The 20,241-nt window shown below is 72.0% G+C and carries 15 protein-coding genes; 3 read left to right on the top strand and 12 right to left on the bottom strand.

Annotation, left to right across the window (positions count from 1 at the left end; genetic code table 11):
* The first annotated feature begins 219 nt into the window (after positions 1-219).
* Complete coding sequence (locus ABVB68_RS21345; RefSeq protein WP_353602690.1) at positions 220-1,917, top strand: ATP-binding protein; 1,698 nt, start codon at positions 220-222, stop codon at positions 1,915-1,917.
* A complete protein-coding gene (locus tag ABVB68_RS21350) occupies positions 1,914-2,594 on the top strand; it encodes a response regulator (RefSeq protein ID WP_353602691.1) in 681 nt (226 codons plus the stop codon). The genes ABVB68_RS21345 and ABVB68_RS21350 overlap by 4 nt, the downstream gene beginning before the upstream one ends.
* 157 nt (positions 2,595-2,751) lie before the next feature.
* Here the strand turns inward: ABVB68_RS21350 and ABVB68_RS21355 are convergent, their stop codons facing one another.
* The 6 genes from ABVB68_RS21355 to ABVB68_RS21380 all read right to left on the bottom strand — a co-directional run bounded on the left by ABVB68_RS21355 (position 2,752) and on the right by ABVB68_RS21380 (position 9,877).
* On the bottom strand, positions 2,752-4,344 hold the full coding sequence (locus ABVB68_RS21355) for a monocarboxylic acid transporter (RefSeq protein WP_353602692.1): 1,593 nt from the start codon (positions 4,342-4,344) through the stop codon (positions 2,752-2,754).
* The gene (locus ABVB68_RS21360) at positions 4,341-4,886 is read right to left on the bottom strand and encodes a DUF485 domain-containing protein (RefSeq protein WP_353602693.1); all 546 of its coding nucleotides are present in this window, start codon (positions 4,884-4,886) and stop codon (positions 4,341-4,343) included. Before ABVB68_RS21360 ends, ABVB68_RS21355 begins: the two co-directional genes overlap by 4 nt.
* A gap of 68 nt (positions 4,887-4,954) precedes the next feature.
* Entirely contained in the window at positions 4,955-5,638 is a 684-nt protein-coding gene (locus tag ABVB68_RS21365; protein ID WP_353602694.1) for a response regulator transcription factor, read from the bottom strand.
* Entirely contained in the window at positions 5,635-6,786 is a 1,152-nt protein-coding gene (locus ABVB68_RS21370; RefSeq protein WP_353602695.1) for a sensor histidine kinase, read from the bottom strand. Before ABVB68_RS21370 ends, ABVB68_RS21365 begins: the two co-directional genes overlap by 4 nt.
* Positions 6,783-7,304 (bottom strand): DUF1453 domain-containing protein, encoded by a 522-nt coding sequence (locus ABVB68_RS21375; RefSeq protein ID WP_353602696.1) that lies wholly within the window; start codon positions 7,302-7,304, stop codon positions 6,783-6,785. The genes ABVB68_RS21370 and ABVB68_RS21375 overlap by 4 nt, the downstream gene beginning before the upstream one ends.
* 449 nt (positions 7,305-7,753) lie before the next feature.
* Entirely contained in the window at positions 7,754-9,877 is a 2,124-nt protein-coding gene (locus ABVB68_RS21380; protein WP_353602697.1) for a DNA gyrase/topoisomerase IV subunit B, read from the bottom strand.
* Between the two features lie 442 nt (positions 9,878-10,319).
* Here ABVB68_RS21380 and ABVB68_RS21385 point away from each other — a divergent pair, with 442 nt between their 5' ends.
* Positions 10,320-10,547, top strand: coding sequence for a DUF7455 domain-containing protein (locus tag ABVB68_RS21385; protein WP_353602698.1), 228 nt, complete (start codon positions 10,320-10,322; stop codon positions 10,545-10,547).
* Positions 10,548-10,679: 132 nt separating this feature from the next.
* Here the strand turns inward: ABVB68_RS21385 and ABVB68_RS21390 are convergent, their stop codons facing one another.
* The 6 genes from ABVB68_RS21390 to ABVB68_RS21415 all read right to left on the bottom strand — a co-directional run bounded on the left by ABVB68_RS21390 (position 10,680) and on the right by ABVB68_RS21415 (position 20,056).
* Entirely contained in the window at positions 10,680-11,510 is an 831-nt protein-coding gene (locus ABVB68_RS21390; protein ID WP_353602699.1) for a serine protease, read from the bottom strand.
* Positions 11,511-11,631: 121 nt separating this feature from the next.
* Positions 11,632-13,173, bottom strand: a complete 1,542-nt coding sequence (locus ABVB68_RS21395; protein ID WP_353602700.1) for an RNA polymerase sigma factor — start codon at positions 13,171-13,173, stop codon at positions 11,632-11,634.
* Between the two features lie 456 nt (positions 13,174-13,629).
* Entirely contained in the window at positions 13,630-14,517 is an 888-nt protein-coding gene (locus ABVB68_RS21400; protein WP_353602701.1) for a FadR/GntR family transcriptional regulator, read from the bottom strand.
* A 162-nt stretch (positions 14,518-14,679) separates the two neighbouring features.
* Positions 14,680-17,043 (bottom strand): ABC transporter ATP-binding protein, encoded by a 2,364-nt coding sequence (locus tag ABVB68_RS21405; RefSeq protein WP_353602702.1) that lies wholly within the window; start codon positions 17,041-17,043, stop codon positions 14,680-14,682.
* A gap of 162 nt (positions 17,044-17,205) precedes the next feature.
* Entirely contained in the window at positions 17,206-17,964 is a 759-nt protein-coding gene (locus ABVB68_RS21410; RefSeq protein ID WP_353602703.1) for an NUDIX hydrolase, read from the bottom strand.
* 151 nt (positions 17,965-18,115) lie between these two features.
* On the bottom strand, positions 18,116-20,056 hold the full coding sequence (locus ABVB68_RS21415; protein ID WP_353602770.1) for a glycogen debranching N-terminal domain-containing protein: 1,941 nt from the start codon (positions 20,054-20,056) through the stop codon (positions 18,116-18,118).
* Positions 20,057-20,241: the final 185 nt, after the last annotated feature.

Genomic DNA, 20,241 nt, shown 5'->3' on the forward strand with positions numbered 1-20,241 from the left:
GCGTTCGCAGCGTATGGACTGCGGCAGAGGGAGCGGCGTTCGCACGCGCGCGAACCGCGGCCGACGGAGCCGGCCGGCTGGAACGGCGGTCCGGGCCGAGTCCGCCGAGACGGGTTTCAGGCCCCGCCTGGAGGAGTCGCCGTTCCCCCGGGAACCCGGTCAGGAGATCCACACCACACCCCTGGGGCGCGTCGGTCCTGGACACGTACCGTCGGGGGCATGCGCCCCACCTCCCCCGCCCGCCGTCTGCGCCTCCGTCTGCCGCGACGGGCGTTCTCGCAGGTGCTGCTGATGCAGGTGGCGATCGCGGCGGGGGTCGCGGTGCTCGCGACCGGCCTGTTCCTCGCGCCGCTGAGCAAGCAGCTGGACCAGGAGGCCATGCGGCGCGCGCTCGCCATCGCCGCGACCACCGCCCAGGACCCGCAGATCGCCGAGGGCGTCCGCACCACCCGGCCGACCGGGGACGGCCCGGTGCAGCGGGAGGCGGAGCGGATCCGGCGGGCCACGCACGCCGAGTACGTCGTGGTGCTGGACCGCAACTGGGTGCGCTGGTCGCATCCCACGGCCTCGGAGATCGGCCGGCGCGTCTCCACCGACCCCACCGACGCCCTGGCCGGCGAGGAGGTCATGGAGATCGACAGGGGCACCCTCGGGCGCTCGGCGCGCGGCAAGGTACCGCTGTACGACGCCGGCCACCGCATCGTCGGGGCGGTCTCGGTCGGCATCGCCTACGACAGTGTGCGGGCGCGGCTGATCAGCGCGATCCCGGGGCTGTTCGCCTACGCGGGCGGCGCCCTCGCGGTGGGCGCCCTGGCCGCCTGGCTGATCTCCCGCAGGGTCCAGCGGCAGACCCGGGACCTGGCGTTCTCCGACATCTCGGCACTGCTCGCGGAACGCGAGGCGATGCTGCACGGCATCCGGGAGGGCGTGGTGGCCCTCGACCGCGGCGGCCGCGTCCGGCTGCTCAACGACGAGGCCCGGCGGCTGCTCGGCATCGGCGACGAGGCGCTCGGGCAGACCCCCGACGAGGCGCTCGGCGCGGGCCGTACGACGGACGTCCTGGCCGGCCGGGTGGCCGGCACCGATCTGCTCACCGTGCGCGGCCAGCGCGTCCTGGTCGCCAACCGCATGCCCACCGACGACGGCGGCGCCGTGGCGACGCTGCGCGACCGCACCGAACTGGAACAGCTGGGGCGGGAACTGGACTCCACGCGCGGGCTGATCGACGCGCTGCGCGCCCAGGACCACGAACACGCCAACCGCATGCACACGCTGCTCGGACTGCTGGAACTGGAGATGTACGACGACGCGGTGGAGTTCGTGGGCGAAGTGGTCGGCGACCACCGGGTCACCGCCGAGCAGGTCACCGAGAGGATCCACGACCCGCTGCTGGCCGCGCTGCTGGTGGGCAAGGCGACCGTCGCCGCCGAGCGCCAGGTCGCCCTGTGGGTGTCGGAGCGGACCGGCCTCCCGGACCGGCTGATCGACCCGCGGGGTCTGGTCACGGTCGTCGGCAACCTCGTGGACAACGCCCTCGACGCGGTCGCCGGCACCCCGCACGCGCGCGTGGAGGTCGAGTTGCGCACCGAGGGCCGTACGGTCGCCCTGCGCGTGCGCGACACCGGCCCCGGCATCCCCGCGGACCAGCGGGAGCTGATCTTCACGGAGGGGTGGTCCACCAAGAAGCCGCCTGCGCACGGCAAGCGCGGCATCGGGCTCTCCCTGGTGCGCCGGCTCGCCGAACGGCAGGGCGGTAGCGCGCGCGTGGACGCGGCGGACGGGGGCGGTGCGGAGTTCACCGTGATCCTGCCCGAGGCGTTGACCGAGCCCGATCTGGAACCGGCACGGCACCGGCACGCCGAGTCCGGTACGGCCGCCACGAACAGTGCGGCCACCGCACAGGAGGAGACACGGTGATCGAGGTCCTGGTCGTCGACGACGACACCCGGGTGGCCCGGGTCAACGCCGCCTACGTCGAGAAGGTGCCCGGGTTCCACGTGGCCGGCGAGGCCCACGACGCGGCGCAGGCGCTGCGCCAGGTGGAAGCCCTGCCCCGGCTCGACCTGGTGCTGATGGACCACTATCTGCCCGACGGCACGGGCCTTGCGGTGGTACGGGAGATGCGCCGGCGCGGCCACCAGACCGACGTGATCATGGTGACCGCGGCGCGGGACGTGACGACCGTCCAGGCCGCCATGCGGCACGGGGCGCTGCAGTACCTGGTGAAACCGTTCGCCTTCGCCGGGCTGCGGGCGAAGCTGGAGGCGTACGCAGAACTGCGGCGAACCCTGGACGGCGGTGGAGAGGCCGAACAGGCGCAGGTGGACCGCATCTTCGGCGCCCTGTCCGCCCCGTCGGAGCCGGGGCTGCCGAAGGGGCACTCCCCCACCACTGCCGAACTGGTGCGCCAGGCGCTGATGAAGGCCGAAGGCGCGCTGTCCGCCCAGGAGATCGCCGAGCGGACCGGAGTGAGCCGGCAGACCGCCCAGCGCTATCTCAAGCTGCTGGAGCGCACGGGACGGGCCCGGCTGACTCTGAAGTACGGCGACGCGGGCCGCCCGGAACACCGTTACCTGTGGGCCACCCGCGGCTGACCGGACGACCGCGCCCACGGCAACGCCGGTAGGGCCGTGGAACAGGCGGCGCCCGCACCTCGGGCGGCCGCCTCCGGCTCACCCTGGACCTACGGCGGCACCGGCCGGCCGGAGCACCGCCACACCGCGGGCGCGCCGCAGTCGCACCGGTGCCCGGCTACACCGCTCCCGCCCCGGTCAGCGACCGCACCTCGGTCTCGGCGAACTTGGCCTCGTCCGCGACCTCGTCCGAGGTGACCGTGCCCAGCCAGCCGGCCAGGAAGCCGAGCGGGATGGAGACGATGCCCGGGTTCTGCAACGGGAAGTACTGGAAGTCGACGTCCGGGAAGAGCGAACCCGGGCTGCCGGACACCACCGGGGACAGCAGCACGAGCCCGAGCGCGGGAACCAGTCCGCCGTACACGGCCCACACCGCGCCGCGCGTGGTGAAGCCGCCCCAGAACAGCGAGTAGAGCAGCACCGGCAGATTCGCCGAGGCGGCGGCCGCGAAGGCGAGACCGACGAGGAAGGCGACGTTCAGATCGCGGGCCAGCAGACCGAGCGCGATCGCAACGACGCCGATACCGACCGCCGCGAAGCGCGCCACCGCCACCTCGCTGCGTGCCTTGCGGTCAGGCCGGCGCAGCGACGCGTACAGGTCGTGGGCCACCGAGGCGGAGGAGGCGAGCGTGATGCCCGCGACCACCGCGAGGATGGTGGCGAAGGCGACGGCGGCCACCACAGCGAACAGAACGGTTCCACCGGTGGAGCCCGCTCCACCGCCCAGATCGAGGGCGAGGAGAGGGACGGCCGTGTTCCCCGCCGCGTTCGAACCGCGCACGGCCGCCGGACCCACCACGGCCGCCGCTCCGAAGCCGAGGACGATCGTCATCAGGTAGAAACCGCCGATCAGGCCGATGGACCACACCACGGACCGGCGTGCGGCCCGCGCCGTGGGCACCGTGTAGAAGCGGGACAGGATGTGCGGCAGCCCCGCCGTGCCCAGCACCAGGGCGAGCCCGAGGCTGATGAAGTCGAGGCGGGCCGTCCAGTTCCCGCCGTATTTGAGGCCCGGGGCCAGGAACGCCTTCCCCTCACCGCTGCGCTCCGCGGCCGTGATCAGCAACCGGTCGAAGTCCCCGTGGAAGCGGACCAGGACGAGAACGGTCAGCGCGACCGTCCCGCAGAGCAGCAGGACCCCTTTCACGATCTGGATCCAGGTGGTGGCGCGCATTCCCCCCAACGTCACATAGATCACCATGAGCGCGCCGACCCCGATGACCATCCAGGCCTGGGCCGCGCCGCTCGACCGCCCCAGCAGCAGCGCCACCAGGCTGCCCGCGCCGACCATCTGCGCCACCAGATACAGAACGGACACCGTGACCGAGGAGGTTCCCGCGGCGATCCGCACCGGGCGTTCGCTCATCCGCGCCGCCACCACGTCGGCCAGCGTGAACCTCCCGCAGTTGCGGACCAGTTCGGCCACCAGGAACAGCACGACCAGCCACGCCACGAAGAAGCCCACCACATACAGCAGCCCGTCGTACCCGTTCAGCGCGATGAGCCCCGGAACCCCGAGGAAGGAGGCGGCCGACATGTAGTCGCCCGAGATGGCAAAACCATTCTCTATAGGGGAGAACAGCCGGCCCCCCGCGTAGAACTCCTCCGCCGAACCGTGCCGCTTGCGGCTCACCCAGGTCGTGATGCCCAGGGTGATCGCCACGAAGCCGCTGAACAGCAGCAGGGCGAGAGTCTGATGGCCGCCCGTCACGAGGCACCTCCCTGTACGCCGCGGGTCAGTTCCTGGGTGTCCCAGCGCAGTTCCAGCGCCGCGCGGTCCCGGCGCAACCGGGCATGCCTGGAGTAGGCCCAGGTGAGCAGGAAGGTGCTGAGGAACTGTCCGAGCCCCGCGAGCATCCCGACGTTCACCGCGCCCGCCACGGGGTGGGCCATGAGCCCGGGCGCGGTCGTCGCCATGACCACGTATCCCACGTACCAGGCGAGGAAAGCGATGACACCGGGCACCACGAACCGCCGGTACCTGCCCCGCACTTCCTGGAAAGCCTCGCTGCGCTGCACCTCGAGGCAGACGTCACGGGCGCGCAGCCCCGTGACGCTCTGCTCCCGACGAGCGGACGGCACGGCCACGGGCCTGCCGATGCCGTCCGGTTCGCCCCAGCCGGTGGCCAGGGCGTCGTACCAGGGGTCCTCGTACCTCACGTCGCGGGCGGCCGCGCCGTGCTCTTCCCGTTGCTCGGGGGAGCTCTCGGGACCGTCCCCGACTCCGTGGGCACGATCGTTGCTTGACTGCATGCCCAAGGATGGACAGATCGGGAACTTCCCTGACTCTTCTTCCCCGGGTCTTCATCCCATCAGGTGACTCAGCGCGCGGGCGGTCGCACCAGGCCCTTGCCGTAGGCGTAACGCACCGCCTGGGCCCGGTCCTTGAGGCCTGTCTTGGCGAACAGGTTGTTGATGTGGGTCTTCACGGTCGCGGTGGAGACGTGCAGCCTGCGGGCGATCTCCTGGTTGGTGAGGCCTTCGGCGATGAGCACCAGGACCTCGGTCTCGCGCGCGGTCAGCCCGTCGGGTGCCTCGGCGGCCACCGGTTCCGGGTCGGGCTGCGAGAGCCGCTCGAGCAAGCGGCGCTGGATGCTCGGCGACAGCCCCGCGTGTCCCGACAGCACGCTCTCCACCGCGCGTACGATCTCGTCGCCGCCGGCGTCCTTGGTCAGATACCCCCGCGCCCCGGCCTGCAGCGCGGGGAACAGCGATTCGTCGTCCGCATACGTGGTCAGCACCACGACCTGGGTGCCGGGGTACTGGGCCCGAATTCGCCGGGTGGCCTCCACGCCGTCGCAGCGGGGCATCCTGAGATCCATCAGGACGACGTCCGGGGCGACTTCCGCGACCAGCCGCACCGCCTCCTCGCCATCGCCCGCGGCACCGACGACCTCCACCCCGGGCAGCAGGCCCAGCAGCATCACGATGCCTTCGCGGACCACGGTCTGGTCGTCCACGACCAGCACCCGCGCCGGCTTCTTCTCCCCTTCCGTCTGCGTCATACGGGCACCTTCAGCGTCACCACGAACCCCTCCTCGTCCGGTCCCGCGTCCAGCGAACCGCCGAGCAGTTCGGCGCGCTCACGCATACCCAGCAGACCGTACCCGCCTCCGGAGCCGGTGAGTTCGCCCGGTGAACCCCCCGAGTCCCGTACGTCGAGCGTCACTTCGTGCTCGCCGTAGTCGAGTCGCAGGAGCACCTTCGCGCCCTGGGCGTGCTTGCGGACGTTCGTCAGCGCCTCCTGCGCGACCCGGCGTACGGCCTGGGACGCCTCGGCCGGCAGGGGTCTGCGCTCACCCGTGACGGTGACCTCCGCGTTGCCCCCTGGGCTGACGAGCTCGGTGAGGAAGTCCTCCAGCGGGGTCAGCTCTCCCCGCAGAGCGGACAGGGCCTGCCGGGTCTCGGCGAGGCCGTCGCGGGCCATGCCGCGGGCGGCCACCACCCGCTCCAGGATCCGCTCGCGCTCGGCGCCGTTCTCGATCAGCAACCGGGCCGCCTCCAGGTGCACGAGCTGCGCCGAGAGGCTGTGGGCGAGCACGTCGTGGATCTCGCGGGCGATCCGTGCCCGCTCGGTCAGAGCCGCGGACTCGGCCTCGGCGGCCAGTGCGGCCCGCTCTTGGGCGAGCAGCCGCTGGGCGCTGCCGCGTGCCTCCGCGTCCAGGCGCAGCACATAGCCGGCGAGCGCCATGCCGGCGACGGTGACGGCCGTGGTCAGCCAGGCGTCGTTGTTGAACGCGCAGTACGCGGCCAGCGCGATCGCTGCCAGCGGGCCGGCCGCGGCGAGCGGGAATCTCTGCAGTGCGCTGACCCCACAGGCGCAGAAGATCACGAGAGCGGCGATCCGGAACCCTGTGGCCTGGGCGGCGACCGCGATGGCCAGGAGCACGCCCATGAGCGCCAGGGACGGCAGCAGCCGGTGCTCGTAGGTCGTCCGGAAGACGGCCCAGGCGGCGAGAGCGGTGACGACGACTCCCGCTACCGCCGCGAGCGCTCCCCAGATCCCGACCTGCCGGTGGCCGAACGCGCCCCACAGCAGCACCGCGAGCGCCGAGAGCCTGACGGTCCAGGCGAGCACCCGCCGGGGCCGGGTGACCGCCTGGCGGCCGAGGGCCTCGCGCGAGGGCCAGCATGTCCACGCGTTCTCGGTCACACGCTCTCCTTCCACGCCGGGCCGTTGCCGGCACCGTACGCCGCGACGGGACGGCCCGCGGAGCCGAGGGACTGCGCCCGCAGAGTCAGGATGGCGCCGCGGACCAGCAGGGTGCCGGCGAGGCCGAGCATCAGGCCGGCGCTGTCCTGGTGCAGGCCGAGCCAGGCGCCGACGGCGAAGGCACCGGCCCTCAGGACGATGCCGCCGGCCCACACGGCGCCGCTCGCCTTGGTGCTCTTGGTCCACACGACGCCGTCGGCGGCCGTCCAGACGCGGGTGGTCAGGGCCCATCCGGCACCGATGGCCAGGCCTATGAGCAGCTCGGCGCCGAGCAGTACGACGGATTCGGTGCGGTGGTGGGTGTCGAGGAGGCCGGGCTCACGCAGGGCGACGACGCTGAGGATCACGGGCACCAGCCACCAGCGCCGGTCCGTGGTGATCGGGCGTGCACGGAACTGCCGCACGATCACGACGCCGGCGACGGCCACGATCATGAGCGCGTTGACGAACCCGGACATCAGAGCCTCCGTGAGCGAGAAGGTGGTGCCGGAAGCGAGTACTGCCGACGCCTTCGAAGTTACGGAGATTGCCAGGTCAGGGGATCGGCTCGGAGGTGGATCACGGGTGGATCCCTGAAGCGGTGGGTCTCCACCCGGGGGTGGATACCCAGAGATCGGAGGGTGGGCTGGGACGGGTCGCACCCGTCCCGGCGCGAAGCGGTGGGTCGGTCCCAGGTGGCAGGCCGCCCACTCGAAGGGGCAAGTGGCCACTCGAAGGGGCAAGTGGCCGCTCGGAGAGAGGCAGGCGGCCCGCCGGGACGAGATCGTCCCCATCTGAACCCGGCCGCCGTACGGATCGACGCCGGCTGTTCGGGTGCGGCCGCCGCTCCGGCCCGCTGTAAGCAAGGGCGTCGGCGATCGGGACCGCCCTGGGGCGGCCCCGATCGGCCGAAGGCCGGCGCGAGCGGCTACGCGTCGATGCGCGAGCGGTCCAGCGTCGCCGCCGAGCCGGAGATGAACTCCTTGCGCGGTGCCACGTCGTTGCCCATCAGCAGGTCGAAGACCTGCTCGGCGGCCTCCAGGTCGGAGAGGTTGATGCGGCGCAGCGTGCGGTGGCGCGGATCCATCGTCGTCTCGGCCAGCTGGTCGGCGTCCATCTCGCCGAGACCCTTGTAGCGCTGGATCGAGTCCTTGTACCGGATGCCCTGGCTCTGGAACTCCATCAGCTTCTCCCGCAGCTCACGGTCGGAGTACGTGTAGACGTACTTGTCCTGGCCCTTCTTCGGCTGGACGATCTCGATGCGGTGCAGCGGCGGCACCGCGGCGAAGACACGACCGGCCTCGACCATGGGCCGCATGTAGCGCTGGAACAGCGTGAGCAGCAGACAGCGGATGTGGGAGCCGTCCACATCGGCGTCCGTCATCATGATGATCTTGCCGTAGCGGGCCTGCTCGATGTCGAAGGTGCGGCCCGAGCCCGCTCCTATGACCTGGATGATCGCGCCGCACTCGACGTTCTTCAGCATGTCGGTCACCGAGGACCGCTGCACGTTGAGGATCTTGCCGCGGATCGGGAGCAGTGCCTGGAACTCGGAGTTCCGGGCCAGCTTGGCCGTGCCGAGCGCGGAGTCGCCCTCGACGATGAACAGCTCGCTGCGGTCGACGTCGTCGCTGCGGCAGTCGGCCAGCTTGGCCGGCAGGGAGGAGGACTCCAGAGCGGTCTTCCGCCGCTGGGCGTCCTTGTGCTGGCGGGCCGCGACACGGGTACGGGCGGCTGCCACCACCTTCTCCATGACGACCCGGGCCTGGGCCGCGGCGTCACGCTTCGTGGCGGTCAGGAACGCCTTCAGTTCCCGGGTGACCACGCCGTTCACGATGCGACGGGCGGCCGAGGTGCCGAGGACCTCCTTGGTCTGCCCCTCGAACTGCGGCTCGGCCAGTCGCACGGTGACGACGGCGGTGAGGCCCTCGAGGGCGTCGTCCTTGACGATGTTGTCCTCGGCCACGCGCAGCATCTTCTTGGCGCGCAGGACGTCGTTCATCGTCTGGGTGAGGGCCTGCTCGAAGCCGGCGACGTGGGTGCCGCCCTTGGGCGTGGAGATGATGTTGACGAAGGACCGGACCGTGGTGTCGTAGCCCGTGCCCCAGCGCAGCGCGATGTCGACGCCCAGCTCTCGGGTGACCTCCTTGGGCGACATCTGGCCGTGCTCGTCCAGGACCGGGACGGTCTCCTTGAAACTGCCCTGGCCGGAGAAGCGGACGACGTCGCAGACCGGCTTGTCGTTCGCCAGGTACTCGCAGAACTCGCTGATGCCGCCGTCGAAGCGGAAGGACTCCTCGCCCTTGCTGCCGCCCTCACCGAGTCCGAGCTCGTCACGGACGACGATGGTCAGGCCGGGCACCAGGAAGGCGGTCTGGCGGGCCCGCTGGTGCAGGTTCTCCAGCGAGAGCTTGGCGTCCTTGAGGAAGATCTGCCGGTCGGCCCAGTACCGCACGCGTGTGCCGCTGCGCGTCTTGGGGATCTTCTTCGTCTTGCGCATGCCGCTCTTGGCCTCGAACCTGGCGTCCGGGCCGGCACCCGCGAAGGCGCCAGGGACGCCACGCCGGAAGCTGATGGCGTGCACATGCCCTCCGCGGTCCACCTCCACGTCGAGGCGGGCGGAGAGGGCGTTCACCACGGAGGCACCCACGCCGTGCAGACCGCCGGAGGCGGCGTAGGAGCCGCCGCCGAACTTACCGCCGGCGTGGAGCTTGGTCATGACGACCTCCACGCCGGACAGCCCGGTCTTGGGCTCCACGTCCACGGGGATGCCGCGGCCGTTGTCCCGCACCTCGACGGAGCCGTCGTCGTGGAGGACCACCTCGATGTGGTCGCAGTAGCCGCCGAGGGCCTCGTCCACGGAGTTGTCGATGATCTCCCACAGGCAGTGCATCAGGCCGCGACTGTCGGTCGAGCCGATGTACATGCCAGGGCGTTTGCGCACGGCTTCGAGGCCCTCGAGGACGAGCAGGTGCCGCGCGGTGTAGTTGGAACCGTCCCGGTCTGCTCCTGCCAGCAGCGCTGTGGACGGCACGGACGTATCGGCGGTCACGCGGTTCGCTCCTCGCTGAATTTCAGATGGCCCCCTTCTGGGTAAGGGGTCGGCTTCGGTCGCCGCTCAGAGGGTACCGAGGCCTGGTAGAGCCGGTGTAACGCCACCCTCGTCGGGAACCCACCCTAATCCAGTCTCGCATATCTGTTCGATCCCTCGATGGGGTGAAGTACACATCACGTTCCCTTGGAGGCATGAACCAATTAGGCTCCGGGCACGTCCTCATGAACAACCGGCAAGCCAGCCGGGGAGGACGAAGACCCCCAAAAGAGCGCGAACCCGTAAGCACACCGAATACGCACTACGGCACATTCGCCGCCAACCGGCAGCAGACAGCCGCCCCGAAAGATTTTTTCGAGGAAAAGCCACGAGCGGGAACGTTTTCGGGCTGGTTGGATGTTGACCCTGGTACGACAGCTCGTCGAGCTAGAGAAGAGGCGACGTGACTACTGTTCTGACCCCCGCGAGCCCACTGACGGCCGCCGATCGCTGCGACCGCTGCGGCGCCCAGGCATACCTGCGCGTGGTCCTGCTCAGCGGCGGAGAACTGCTCTTCTGCGCCCACCACGGTCGCAAGTTCGAGCCGGAACTCAAGAAGATCGCCGCTGAGATACAGGACGAGACGGAGCGGCTGACCTCCGCACCGAACACCGCTGAAGAAGAGCGCTGAATCTCGCACACACGACGAGCCAGCCCCGGCACAGGCCGGTGAACGGGCGGCCGCTCCCTCCCAAGGAGCGGCCGCCCGTGCTCATGCCCGCGTGCGGGGCCTCAGGCGCGGCTGTACGGCCTCCACGGGCCCTCAAGCGCCCGGCTGCAGCGCCCGCACGACCTCCGAGACGCGCGTGTAGACACCGGGGCTTCCCGGCCGTCCGCAGCCACTCCCCCACGACACCAGCCCGATCAGCCGCCCGCCGGCCACCAGCGGGCCGCCGCTGTCGCCCTGACAGGCGTCCGGACCTCCGGCGGCCTCTCCGGCGCAGAGCATCGTGTCGGCGCGGTAGGTGCCGTCCGGTCCCCCCGGATAGGCGCGGGAACAGAGATCGTCGGACAGGACGTGCAGGCGGGCCGCCCCCAGCCGGCGCGGGTAGGCGCCCCCGCCGGAGGTGTCGCCCCAGCCCGAGACCAGGGCCTCCGTGCCCGGTGTATAGGCCGGGTCACCCGGGCCCGCCATGGCGACGACCGCGGTCTGCGGCAGTTCCCCGGCGAGGGTGAGCACGGCGAAGTCGCCGGAGTTGGTCGCGCTCTCGTACCCGGGGTTGACCCGGACATCGCGGACGGCGACCTCCTCCCCCTCGTCCGCCAGCAGGTCCGTACGGCCCGTGATGACCTTGAGGTCGCGCACGCGGTCCGGCGGGGCGCCCAGGACCTCGTCGGCCATGCAATGGGCCGCGGTGAGCACCACGGTGCGCGCGATCGCCACACCGCCGCAGAACTGGCCCGCCCGCGTACCTCCGAACCGGTCACGACTGGACAGCGCCACCGTCCACGGAGCCTGCGAAATCTCGATGGGGAACCCCCCGACCACCACGCCGTCGGCGGCAGCCGGCGCCGCGCCCATCAGGGGTATGACGGTCATCGTGGCCGCCAGGGCCAACGGCCGGATCAGTGCCCGGACAACGGAACCACGCATGCAAGGTCCTTACTCTGAGTTTTTCCGGAATACCCAGAGTCATCCAGCACGTCCTCGCGCGCAGCACGAAGGCCCGGCTCCCGCGAGGGGGACCGGGCCTTCGCCGTCGTAGGGCCGCGACCTAGTCGAGGTAGTCGCGCAGCACCTGCGAACGCGACGGGTGACGCAGCTTCGACATGGTCTTCGACTCGATCTGGCGGATGCGCTCGCGCGTCACGCCGTACACCTTGCCGATCTCGTCGAGGGTCTTCGGCTGACCGTCGGTCAGGCCGAACCGCATGGAGACGACGCCCGCCTCGCGCTCGGACAAGGTGTCCAGCACGGAGTGCAGCTGCTCCTGTAGGAGGGTGAAGCTGACGGCGTCGGCGGGGACGACGGCCTCGGAGTCCTCGATGAGGTCACCGAACTCGCTGTCGCCGTCCTCGCCCAGCGGAGTGTGCAGCGAGATGGGCTCGCGGCCGTACTTCTGGACCTCGATGACCTTCTCCGGGGTCATGTCGAGTTCCTTGGCCAGCTCCTCCGGGGTGGGCTCGCGGCCCAGGTCCTGGAGCATCTGGCGCTGCACGCGCGCGAGCTTGTTGATGACCTCGACCATGTGCACCGGGATACGGATGGTGCGGGCCTGGTCGGCCATGGCGCGGGTGATCGCCTGACGGATCCACCAGGTGGCGTACGTGGAGAACTTGTAGCCCTTGGTGTAGTCGAACTTCTCCACCGCGCGGATCAGACCGAGGTTGCCCTCCTGGATGAGGTCCAGGAAGAGCATGCCGCGGCCCGTGTAGCGCTTGGCCAGGGAGACCACCAGTCGGAGGTTGGCCTCCAGGAGGTGGTTCTTGGCGCGGCGGCCGTCCTCGGCGATGATCTCCAGCTCGCGCTTGAGCTTCGGGGCGAGCTTGTCGGCGTTGGCCAGCTTGTCCTCGGCGAACAGGCCCGCCTCGATGCGCTTGGCCAGCTCGACCTCCTGCTCGGCGTTGAGCAGGGGGACCTTGCCGATCTGCTTCAGGTAGTCCTTGACCGGGTCGGCGGTGGCGCCGGCGGCGGCGACCTGCTGCGCGGGCGCGTCGTCCTCGTCCTCGTCGGACAGGACGAAGCCGGCGCTCTCGGCACCCTCGGGCTCGTCGGCGACCTTGGTGTCCTCGAGGACCTCTTCCTCGGGGATCTCGCCGTCGTCCTTCTTGCCCGTCGTCTTCTTGGCGGCCGTCTTCTTCGCGACGGTCTTCTTCGCGACGGTCTTCTTGGCGGTCGCCTTCTTGGCGGCTGCCTTCTTCGCGGGCGCGGCTTCCTCGGCGGGATCGGCATCGTCCGGGGCGGCGGGCGCGGTCGGAGCGGCCGTGGTGGCGGTGGCCTTCCTGGTGGTCACCGTCTTCGCCGCGACCGTCTTGGTGGCGGTGCGCTTCGCGGGGCTCTTCGCTGCGACGCTCTTTCGGGTGCGCTTGGGCTCTGCGGCACTGACCATCAGCGTCACACCCTCTTCCTCAAGGATCTGGTTGAGGCTGCGCAGTACGTTCTTCCACTGAGTGGCCGGAATCTGGTCAGCTTCGAAGGCCCGACGCACATCGTCGCCGGCGATCTGCCCCTCAGCCTTTCCCCGCTCAATGAGCGCCATGACAGAGACGGACTCGGCGATCTCCGGCGGGAGCGTACGGGATGTGCTGGCCGACACGAACAACCTCTCGGAACGTTGGAAAACGGCTTCCGGCACCGTCCACTGCGGACAGGAGCCGACCACCGACCTGGGGATGGGCCGACGGCACGGGCGGCGCCGGGGAGAATGCACAGCGCCTGTCATGGCGCCCGTATTCCCTCCGCGGCTGTCACCTCTTAGGTCATCGCACTGTTCCGGCGAGCGTTACGCCCAATCTGCGTGGCCCGAGTCACACCCCGTAAGCGTTCAAAAACGGTCAGAGATGGGCAGACCGGGACTCCGGTGACGCACACCCGGCCAGTGAACAGCACCCTGGCGGCCCGTCGCACCGCCGGACCCGCCGGACTCCAGGGAATCCTGCGGGTCCGGCGTGGTCCGGTACCCGGGGCCGGTGCGGCCTCGAGAACCGGTCCGGTGCGGCTACGAGAACCACGGGGACGCCGCACACCGGCGACCGCGCCGCCTCGTCACGGGTCAGTGCTCGCGCGGGGCGGGGACCACGCGCTCCACCTCGGGGTGGACGGTGAGCAGCTGGCGCATGGCCGACTCCGCCGCCGCGCCGTCCCCGGTGCCGAGGGCGTCCACGATCCGCGCGTGGTGCGCGAGAGACGCCTCGTTGGGCCGGTCGCAGCCGGTGACCGGACCGCCCGAGACCTGGAGGGCCGCCGAGACGATCCCGGAGAGGTGTTCCAGCATGCGGTTGCCGGCGATCTGGATGAGGAGACCGTGGAACTCGTTGTCGGCGCGTGAATAGGTCAGGGCGTCACCCTGCGCCATGGAGTGGCTCATGATCTCGACCATGTCGCTCAGACGCTGCTGCACCTCCTCGCGTCCGTGCCCGGCGGCGAGGCGGGCGGCGAGCGGCTCGATCGTCCAGCGCAGCTCGCTGAGCTCGCGGCGCTGGTCGTCGCGTTGCGGTCCGAAGGCGCGCCACTCGATGATGTCCGGATCGAGAAGGTTCCAGTCACTGACGGGACGCACGCGCGTGCCGACGTTCGGGCGGGCACTGACCAGGCCCTTGGCCTCGAGCACCCGGAGGGACTCGCGGACGACGGTACGGGAGACCTCGAACCGCTGGCCGATCTCCTCGGGCACCAGCGGGCGGTCCGCGCCCAGGTCGCCGGAGACGATCATCTGCCCCAGCTGCTGGACGAGTTGTCCGTGCAGCCCGCGCCCGCGGCTGCCCGTGGCGCGCCGGCCGACGCGGCCCAGCTCCGGCTCCGTGCCCTCCCAGGAGGGCGCTCCGACGCGGTCGGCCATCGGGGCCTCGGCGTAGTGGTAGCGGTCGAGATCGCCCGGGCCGGTCAGACCTGAGTCTGCGGGGCGGGCGGCGGTCATCATGGTGTGCGCAAGGGTACTCACGGATCCTTTGTCGGCGTCGTCTCCAACTCCCTTGAGGTCTTTGGTGAAAAGCACACGAAAGGGTGATCGCTCACCACATCGCAATTGACGCCTTATCGGAAAGAAATGTGCTTTCCGTGGGGAGTTGTGCGCACCGAGAGACCGGAAGCGCTCGGACGGTCGTCATCGGATCCGGGTGCGCAGGGTCGTGGACAGATAGGCGCAGAGCAGTCCCGTCAGCGCCAACGCCAGTGCGGCGCCCATGGGTTGAGCGAACACCCGCACCGCCGCGACCAGATAGCGCTCTCCTCCGAAGGGCCACTGCAGCAACAGCAGTTCCCGCATCCGCATCGGGAACCCCGCCGCCATCCGCACACCCGAACCCCGCAGCGCCTGGTGTACGAGCGGTACGACGAGAACGGGTACGGCGAGGACCGCGGCCAGACCCGCCGTCGTGGACCGGAACACCCCGGCCGCCAGCACACCCGCCCAGGCGCAGCCGACCACCAGTGCGAACCAACTCGCGGCGAGAGAGAGCCAGTCCGCGGGAACTTGCGTCAGCTCCCGTCCGTAGACGAGATAGAGCACTTCGGCGTCGCAGCCCACGGTGAGGAAGGCGAGCAGCAGCGCGGTGGCTCCGGAGACGAGCAGTTTCGCGGTCAGCAGCCCCAGCCGGCGGGGCACGGTACCGCGGTCCGCCGCCAGGGCGGGGTGGCGGAACTCGTCCCCGAAGGCCAGCGCCCCGAGCAGTCCCGCCGCGAGCGCCGCGGGCGGCAGCGGCAGTTCCCGCGGCCATGCGGCGAACAGCCGTTCGTGCGGAGTGTGGCCGAGCCGCGCCAGCACCACGGCCATGAGCACGGACACCACCAGCGCGGCCCCGCATGTGAAGAAGCCGGTACCGACGCCGGAGGCGCGCCGGATCTCGTAACGCAGGGGGCGGAGCGGGGCGGGGGCGGGGAGGACGGAGATCGGGGGTGGGAGGGGGGAGAGCGTATCGGGCGCGCGCGCACCTTCGGGACGTACGGCGTGGCCGGCTCGGGGCTTGCCGGTGCCGTTCCTGGCGCCGGGGAGTCGGGTGCGGGTGGCGAGGACGCCCGCCGCCACGCCGTTCCTGCCGGCCTGTGACTCCGAGGGCGCCGCGGCCCCGGCCCGGCCGGTGTCCGACGCGGTCGTCGCGTCGGCGGACCCGTCGAGGCCGGCCGCCGTGGCCGCCCTGGCCGAGGCCGCCCCGCCGGGGCCGCCGGCGTCGTGCACCGCTTTCCCACCGCCGGGGGCGACCTCCCCGGCCTGCGCCGAGGTGGCGGACGTGGCCTCCGGCTGCTCCGGCCCCGGCGCGCGGCCGGGGCCTTCCCCGGCCGATGGCCTCTCGCCGCGGCCGCCCTGCGCAGCCCCCCGGACAGCAACCGCTTTCGCTGCCGCCGGGGAGGTGTCCGCACGACCCGGCCGCGCGGCCCGGGAGGATTCCGCGTCGTCCGCATCCGTCACCGGTGCGCCGAGGCTCGCGCTCTGCCGGTCGGCCGACGACGAGCCGGATCGCGCGGACTTCCGCTCCGCCGGACCGGCCTGCGCGACCGGCGGTTCCTGAGAGGCCACGGACGAGTGGGAGGCGACCGGTTCGCGCCGAGCCGACCGCACGCCGTCGGCTCCCGCGCCGCCGCCGGGTTCGGCACCGGGACCCATGTCGCCGACTTCGTCGGCAAGTTGGTGGATGAGGATGCCGTTGCGAAACGCCGTCTCGCCGACGTCGGCGGTCGTGCTGCCGTACACCGAGAGGCGGTTGCCGCCTTCCCGTACGACCTCCACGGATCGGCGGGCGGTGCGGGCCTCCTTGGTGAGCAGGGCCGCCAGGCGCGCCGCGTGGGGGCTGCGGACGGCGACCCGCGGGCGCAACCGGGTGCGGGCGAACTCCTTGGCGTCCTGGTCCGCGACGAGCCTGCCGCCGTCGAGGGTGACGACGCGGTCGGCCGTGCGCGCGGCCTCCTTGGGGTCGGCCGTGGTGAAGAGCACGGTTCCGCCCTGGCGGGCGTGCGCGCGCAGCATCTCGTGCAGCCACTGCGCCTCACGGGCGGAGAGCCCGTCGGTGGGTTCGTCCAGGACGAGCGTGTGCGGGTCGGGCAGGAGGGCGCAGGCCAGGCCGAGTCTGCGGTCCACGCCGCACGACAGCGTGTCGAGGCGTTCCTCGCGGAGGCTGACCAGGCCGACCACCTCGAGGACCTCGTCGGCGCGCCGGGCGGGCAGCCCCGACGCCGCGCACAGCATCCGCAGATGACCGCGGACGGAGCGGGCCGGATGCCCTGGCACGTCGCCGAGGAGCACGCCGACCTCGCGCGCGGGGTGGGCGATCCGGTGCAGGGGCCGCCCCTTGAAGTAGGTGACGCCACGGCCCGGTTGCAGCTCGAGCATCAGTCTGAGCGCCGTCGTCTTGCCCGCGCCGGCCCCGCCGAGGAGCGCGGTGACGTGCCCCGCGCGCGCTTCGAAGGAGACGTCGTCGATGGCGGGCGGGTGCGCCTTGCGGGCGTTGCTGGTCAGTCCGAAGGCCTGGATCACCTGCAGCAAGATAGCGCGCTATGTCCCATTTTTTGGTGTATAGCGCGTTCTGTCGCCATGTGCGGCGCGCGGAGCCCCGTCCGTGTCCGCCGTTCGACTGATCCTGGGCTCGGCTCTCACGGCCGGTTCGACCTGGCTACCGGCGGCCGGCCGCGCGGCGGCTCAGACCTCGGGGCGCAGCATCGGAGGGTTGAGCAAGGTGGCTCCGCCGGCCCGGAAGAGCTGGGCCGGCCGGCCACCCTGGCGGGTGGTCGTACCTCCCGTGGGGACCAGGAATCCGGGAGTCCCGGTCACCTTGCGGTGGAAGTTGCGCGGGTCGAGGGCCACACCCCACACCGCCTCGTAGACCCGGCGCAGCTCTCCGACGGTGAACTCGGACGGGCAGAACGCGGTGGCCAGCGACGAGTACTCGATCTTGGACCGGGCCCGCTCCACCCCGTCGGCGAGGATCTGGGCGTGGTCGAACGCCAGCGGCGCCACCGGCTCGCCGTCGCGGCCGTACCCGCCCTTCTCGAGCAGTTCCTCCACCGGCACCCAGCGCGCGTTGCTGGCATCGCCGCCCGCGCGTGGTGCGGGCAGGTCGGGCGCGAGCGCGAGATGCGCGACGCTGACCACCCGCATGCGCGGGTCCCGCTCGGGGTCGCCGTAGGTGGCGAGTTGCTCCAGGTGAGCTCCGTTGTCCTGGGCCGGGGCCGAGGGATCGTGGGCACGCAGCCCCGTCTCCTCGGCCAGCTCGCGTGCCGCCGCCTGGGACAGATCCTCGTCGGCCCGTACGAAACCGCCGGGCAGCGCCCAGCGTCCCTGGAAGGGAGGCTCGCCCCGGCGTACCGCCAGCGCGCACAGGGCATGGCGGCGCACGGTCAGCACGACCAGGTCCACGGTCACGGCGAAGGGCGGAAACGCTGACGGGTCGTAGGGCATGCGGCGATCATAGTCGTCTGCCTGACGATAAACACTCCCTTCGCCGGTCGCGCAGGTCGTGCCTCCGCCTCGTTCCCGAACGAAGCGGGAGCCGGCTCCCGCTCGCCGTGCCGGTCGCGTCGTACGGGGTCACACGCCCCGGCGCCGGGGCTCACACCCCCAGTTGCAGGCCGGCCGCGGCCTCCTCGACCATGGCCAGTCCCAGCCGGCTGATCCGCACGGCGAACGGGGCGCCCGCCACGCGCAGCCCGGTCAGCCCCAGTTCACCGAGCGGCGCACCGCTCACCGGGCGCAGGGTGACGGTGCCGGCGGGGGCGTCGGGGCGGACACCGGCGATCGCGGTGAGCATCAGGATCACGGAGGCCGCTGCGGTGGCTGCCGGGCGGCAGGCCGCCGGGTGGGGCAGGGGCGCTTTGCCGACGGAGCGCTGTTCACCGCCGAACATCTCGGGCAGCCGGTGGTCGAAGTGCGCCGCCGCCTCCAGCAGCCCCTGCAGCAGGCCGGCCGCCTCTCTCTCGTATCCGGCGGCGGCCAGTCCGGCGACGGCGAGCGCACTCTCGTGGACTCGGACGGCTCCGGTCCGGTGGCCGAACGGGTTGTACGCCGCCTCTTTGCTGCCGAGGCCACGCAGCCCCCAGCCCGCGTCCATGGCGGGGCCGCCGAGCAACCTGGCGAGGTGTTCGGTCTGCACCTTGTCCAGCAGGCCCGGGGCGAGCCGGCCGGAGCCGAGCAGCCCGGTGTCGAGCAGGTGGACCGCGGCCGAGCCCAGGTGCGGCACGGGGCGGCCGTCCGGTGCCAGCGCCGCGGCGGGGCGGCCGCCGCCGGGATCGTCGATCCAGAAGCCGGTCCGGAAGGCGGACCGCAGGGCGGCCGCCCACTCCCGCAGCTCCGTGGCGCCCGGGCGGGCGTACGCGTCGAGGAGGTCGGCCCCCAGCAGCGCCGCGCGATGTGCGTGGGCCTGCGTCTCGCACCGGGCCGGCCCCGCGGGCTGCGGATCGGGAAGGTAGGTGCCGTCGCCGACGGTGGTGCGCAGCCAGGTCAGGCAGCGTTCGGCCGCGGGCAGCAGCTCCTGCATCTCCTGCTCGGGGAGACCCCATCGGCGGGCCTCGGCGAGCAGGACGGGGAAGAGCAGTGTGGCCTCGGTTCCCGTGCAGCCCGGCGGAAGGAGGGGGCCTGCGTCGCGTCGCGGTCCGGGGATCATGCCGCTGCGGGGGCCGGGCCCCGGCAGCTGAGTGCGGGCCAGGGCCCGCAGGGTGCCCGCGGCGAGGCGGGTGCCCAGGGGCAGCGCCATGCGGGCGGCGGCGAGGGCGTCGGCGGGGGCCATGCCGCAGCGCCAAGGCGCGCCCGCCGCGAGGTAGGTGTCCGAGGGGTGCGCGGGGTCGCGCAGGAGCAGTGCCTGGAGGTCGGCGACGGCCGTCTCCAGCAGAGGGGCCACCCGGGGATCGTCGCCGGCCGCCCGGGCGGGGGCGAGCGGATGGGTCGCGGCATGCCCGACCGCCCGCAGTGGAGCCGCTCCGTCGGCCCGTACCCGCAGCTCCACGACCGCCGTCCCGCTCGGTGGCAGGTCGAGTTCCCAGCGCAGCAGTCCGGCGGACGCCAGGGCGTCGGCGGGTGGCGGGTCGGCGGTGACGCAGGCCGCGGCGCCCGGCGTGGTCCAGCGCAGGCCCGAGTCACGGACGGTGGCCGGGAGTTCGGGGCCCGCCGCGCCGGATGCGATGGCTCCGAGCTCCGCGAGGTCCGTGCCGAGGGCGACTTCGACGGGCAGACGCAGGGGGCGCAGGGCGGCGTTGCGGAACGTGATCCGTTCGGTCCCGTCGGCGCAACGCGTCCGCTCGACGACCACGTCCGGATCCGGTCCCGCCGCCGGGGAGAGGCGCAGCGTGCCCACGAAGCGGGCGCTGTCGGCCGCGGTCATCCGGGCCTGCACTGCAAGCGGCTCACGGCCGGCCACCCTGACCTGGCACCGCGAGAGCAACCGCCTGCCGCCTCGGTAGAAGCCGTCCAGCCCCCGGCCGGACAGTTGCCCCAGCTCACTGGAGACGGCGAGGCCGGGCAGGGCGACACAGATCAGCGCGTTGTGCGCGGCGGGCAGCCCGGACGGGGTGTGGGCGGGTTGTCGTCCCGGCGGGGTGTGCGCGGGTTGCCAGCCAGGCGGGGTGTGGGTGGGTTGTCGTCCGGGCGGGGTGCGGATGGGTTGCCGGCCGGGCGCCGGGTGCGTGGGTTGTCGTGCGGCCGCGGGGTTCGCGGGTTGCCGCTCGGGCACCGCATACGTGGGCT

The organism is Streptomyces sp. NPDC096012, from assembly GCF_040426375.1.
Lineage (GTDB): Bacteria > Actinomycetota > Actinomycetes > Streptomycetales > Streptomycetaceae > Streptomyces.

Excerpts from the sequence above, each read along its gene's own strand:
- ABVB68_RS21375 (WP_353602696.1), bottom strand. The coding sequence starts at position 7,304 with ATGTCCGGGTTCGTCAACGCGCTCATGATCGTGGCCGTCGCCGGCGTC.
- ABVB68_RS21390 (WP_353602699.1), bottom strand. The coding sequence starts at position 11,510 with ATGCGTGGTTCCGTTGTCCGGGCACTGATCCGGCCGTTGGCCCTGGCG.
- ABVB68_RS21345 (WP_353602690.1), top strand. The coding sequence starts at position 220 with ATGCGCCCCACCTCCCCCGCCCGCCGTCTGCGCCTCCGTCTGCCGCGA.
- ABVB68_RS21410 (WP_353602703.1), bottom strand. The coding sequence starts at position 17,964 with ATGCCCTACGACCCGTCAGCGTTTCCGCCCTTCGCCGTGACCGTGGAC.
- ABVB68_RS21360 (WP_353602693.1), bottom strand. The coding sequence starts at position 4,886 with ATGCAGTCAAGCAACGATCGTGCCCACGGAGTCGGGGACGGTCCCGAG.
- ABVB68_RS21365 (WP_353602694.1), bottom strand. The coding sequence starts at position 5,638 with ATGACGCAGACGGAAGGGGAGAAGAAGCCGGCGCGGGTGCTGGTCGTG.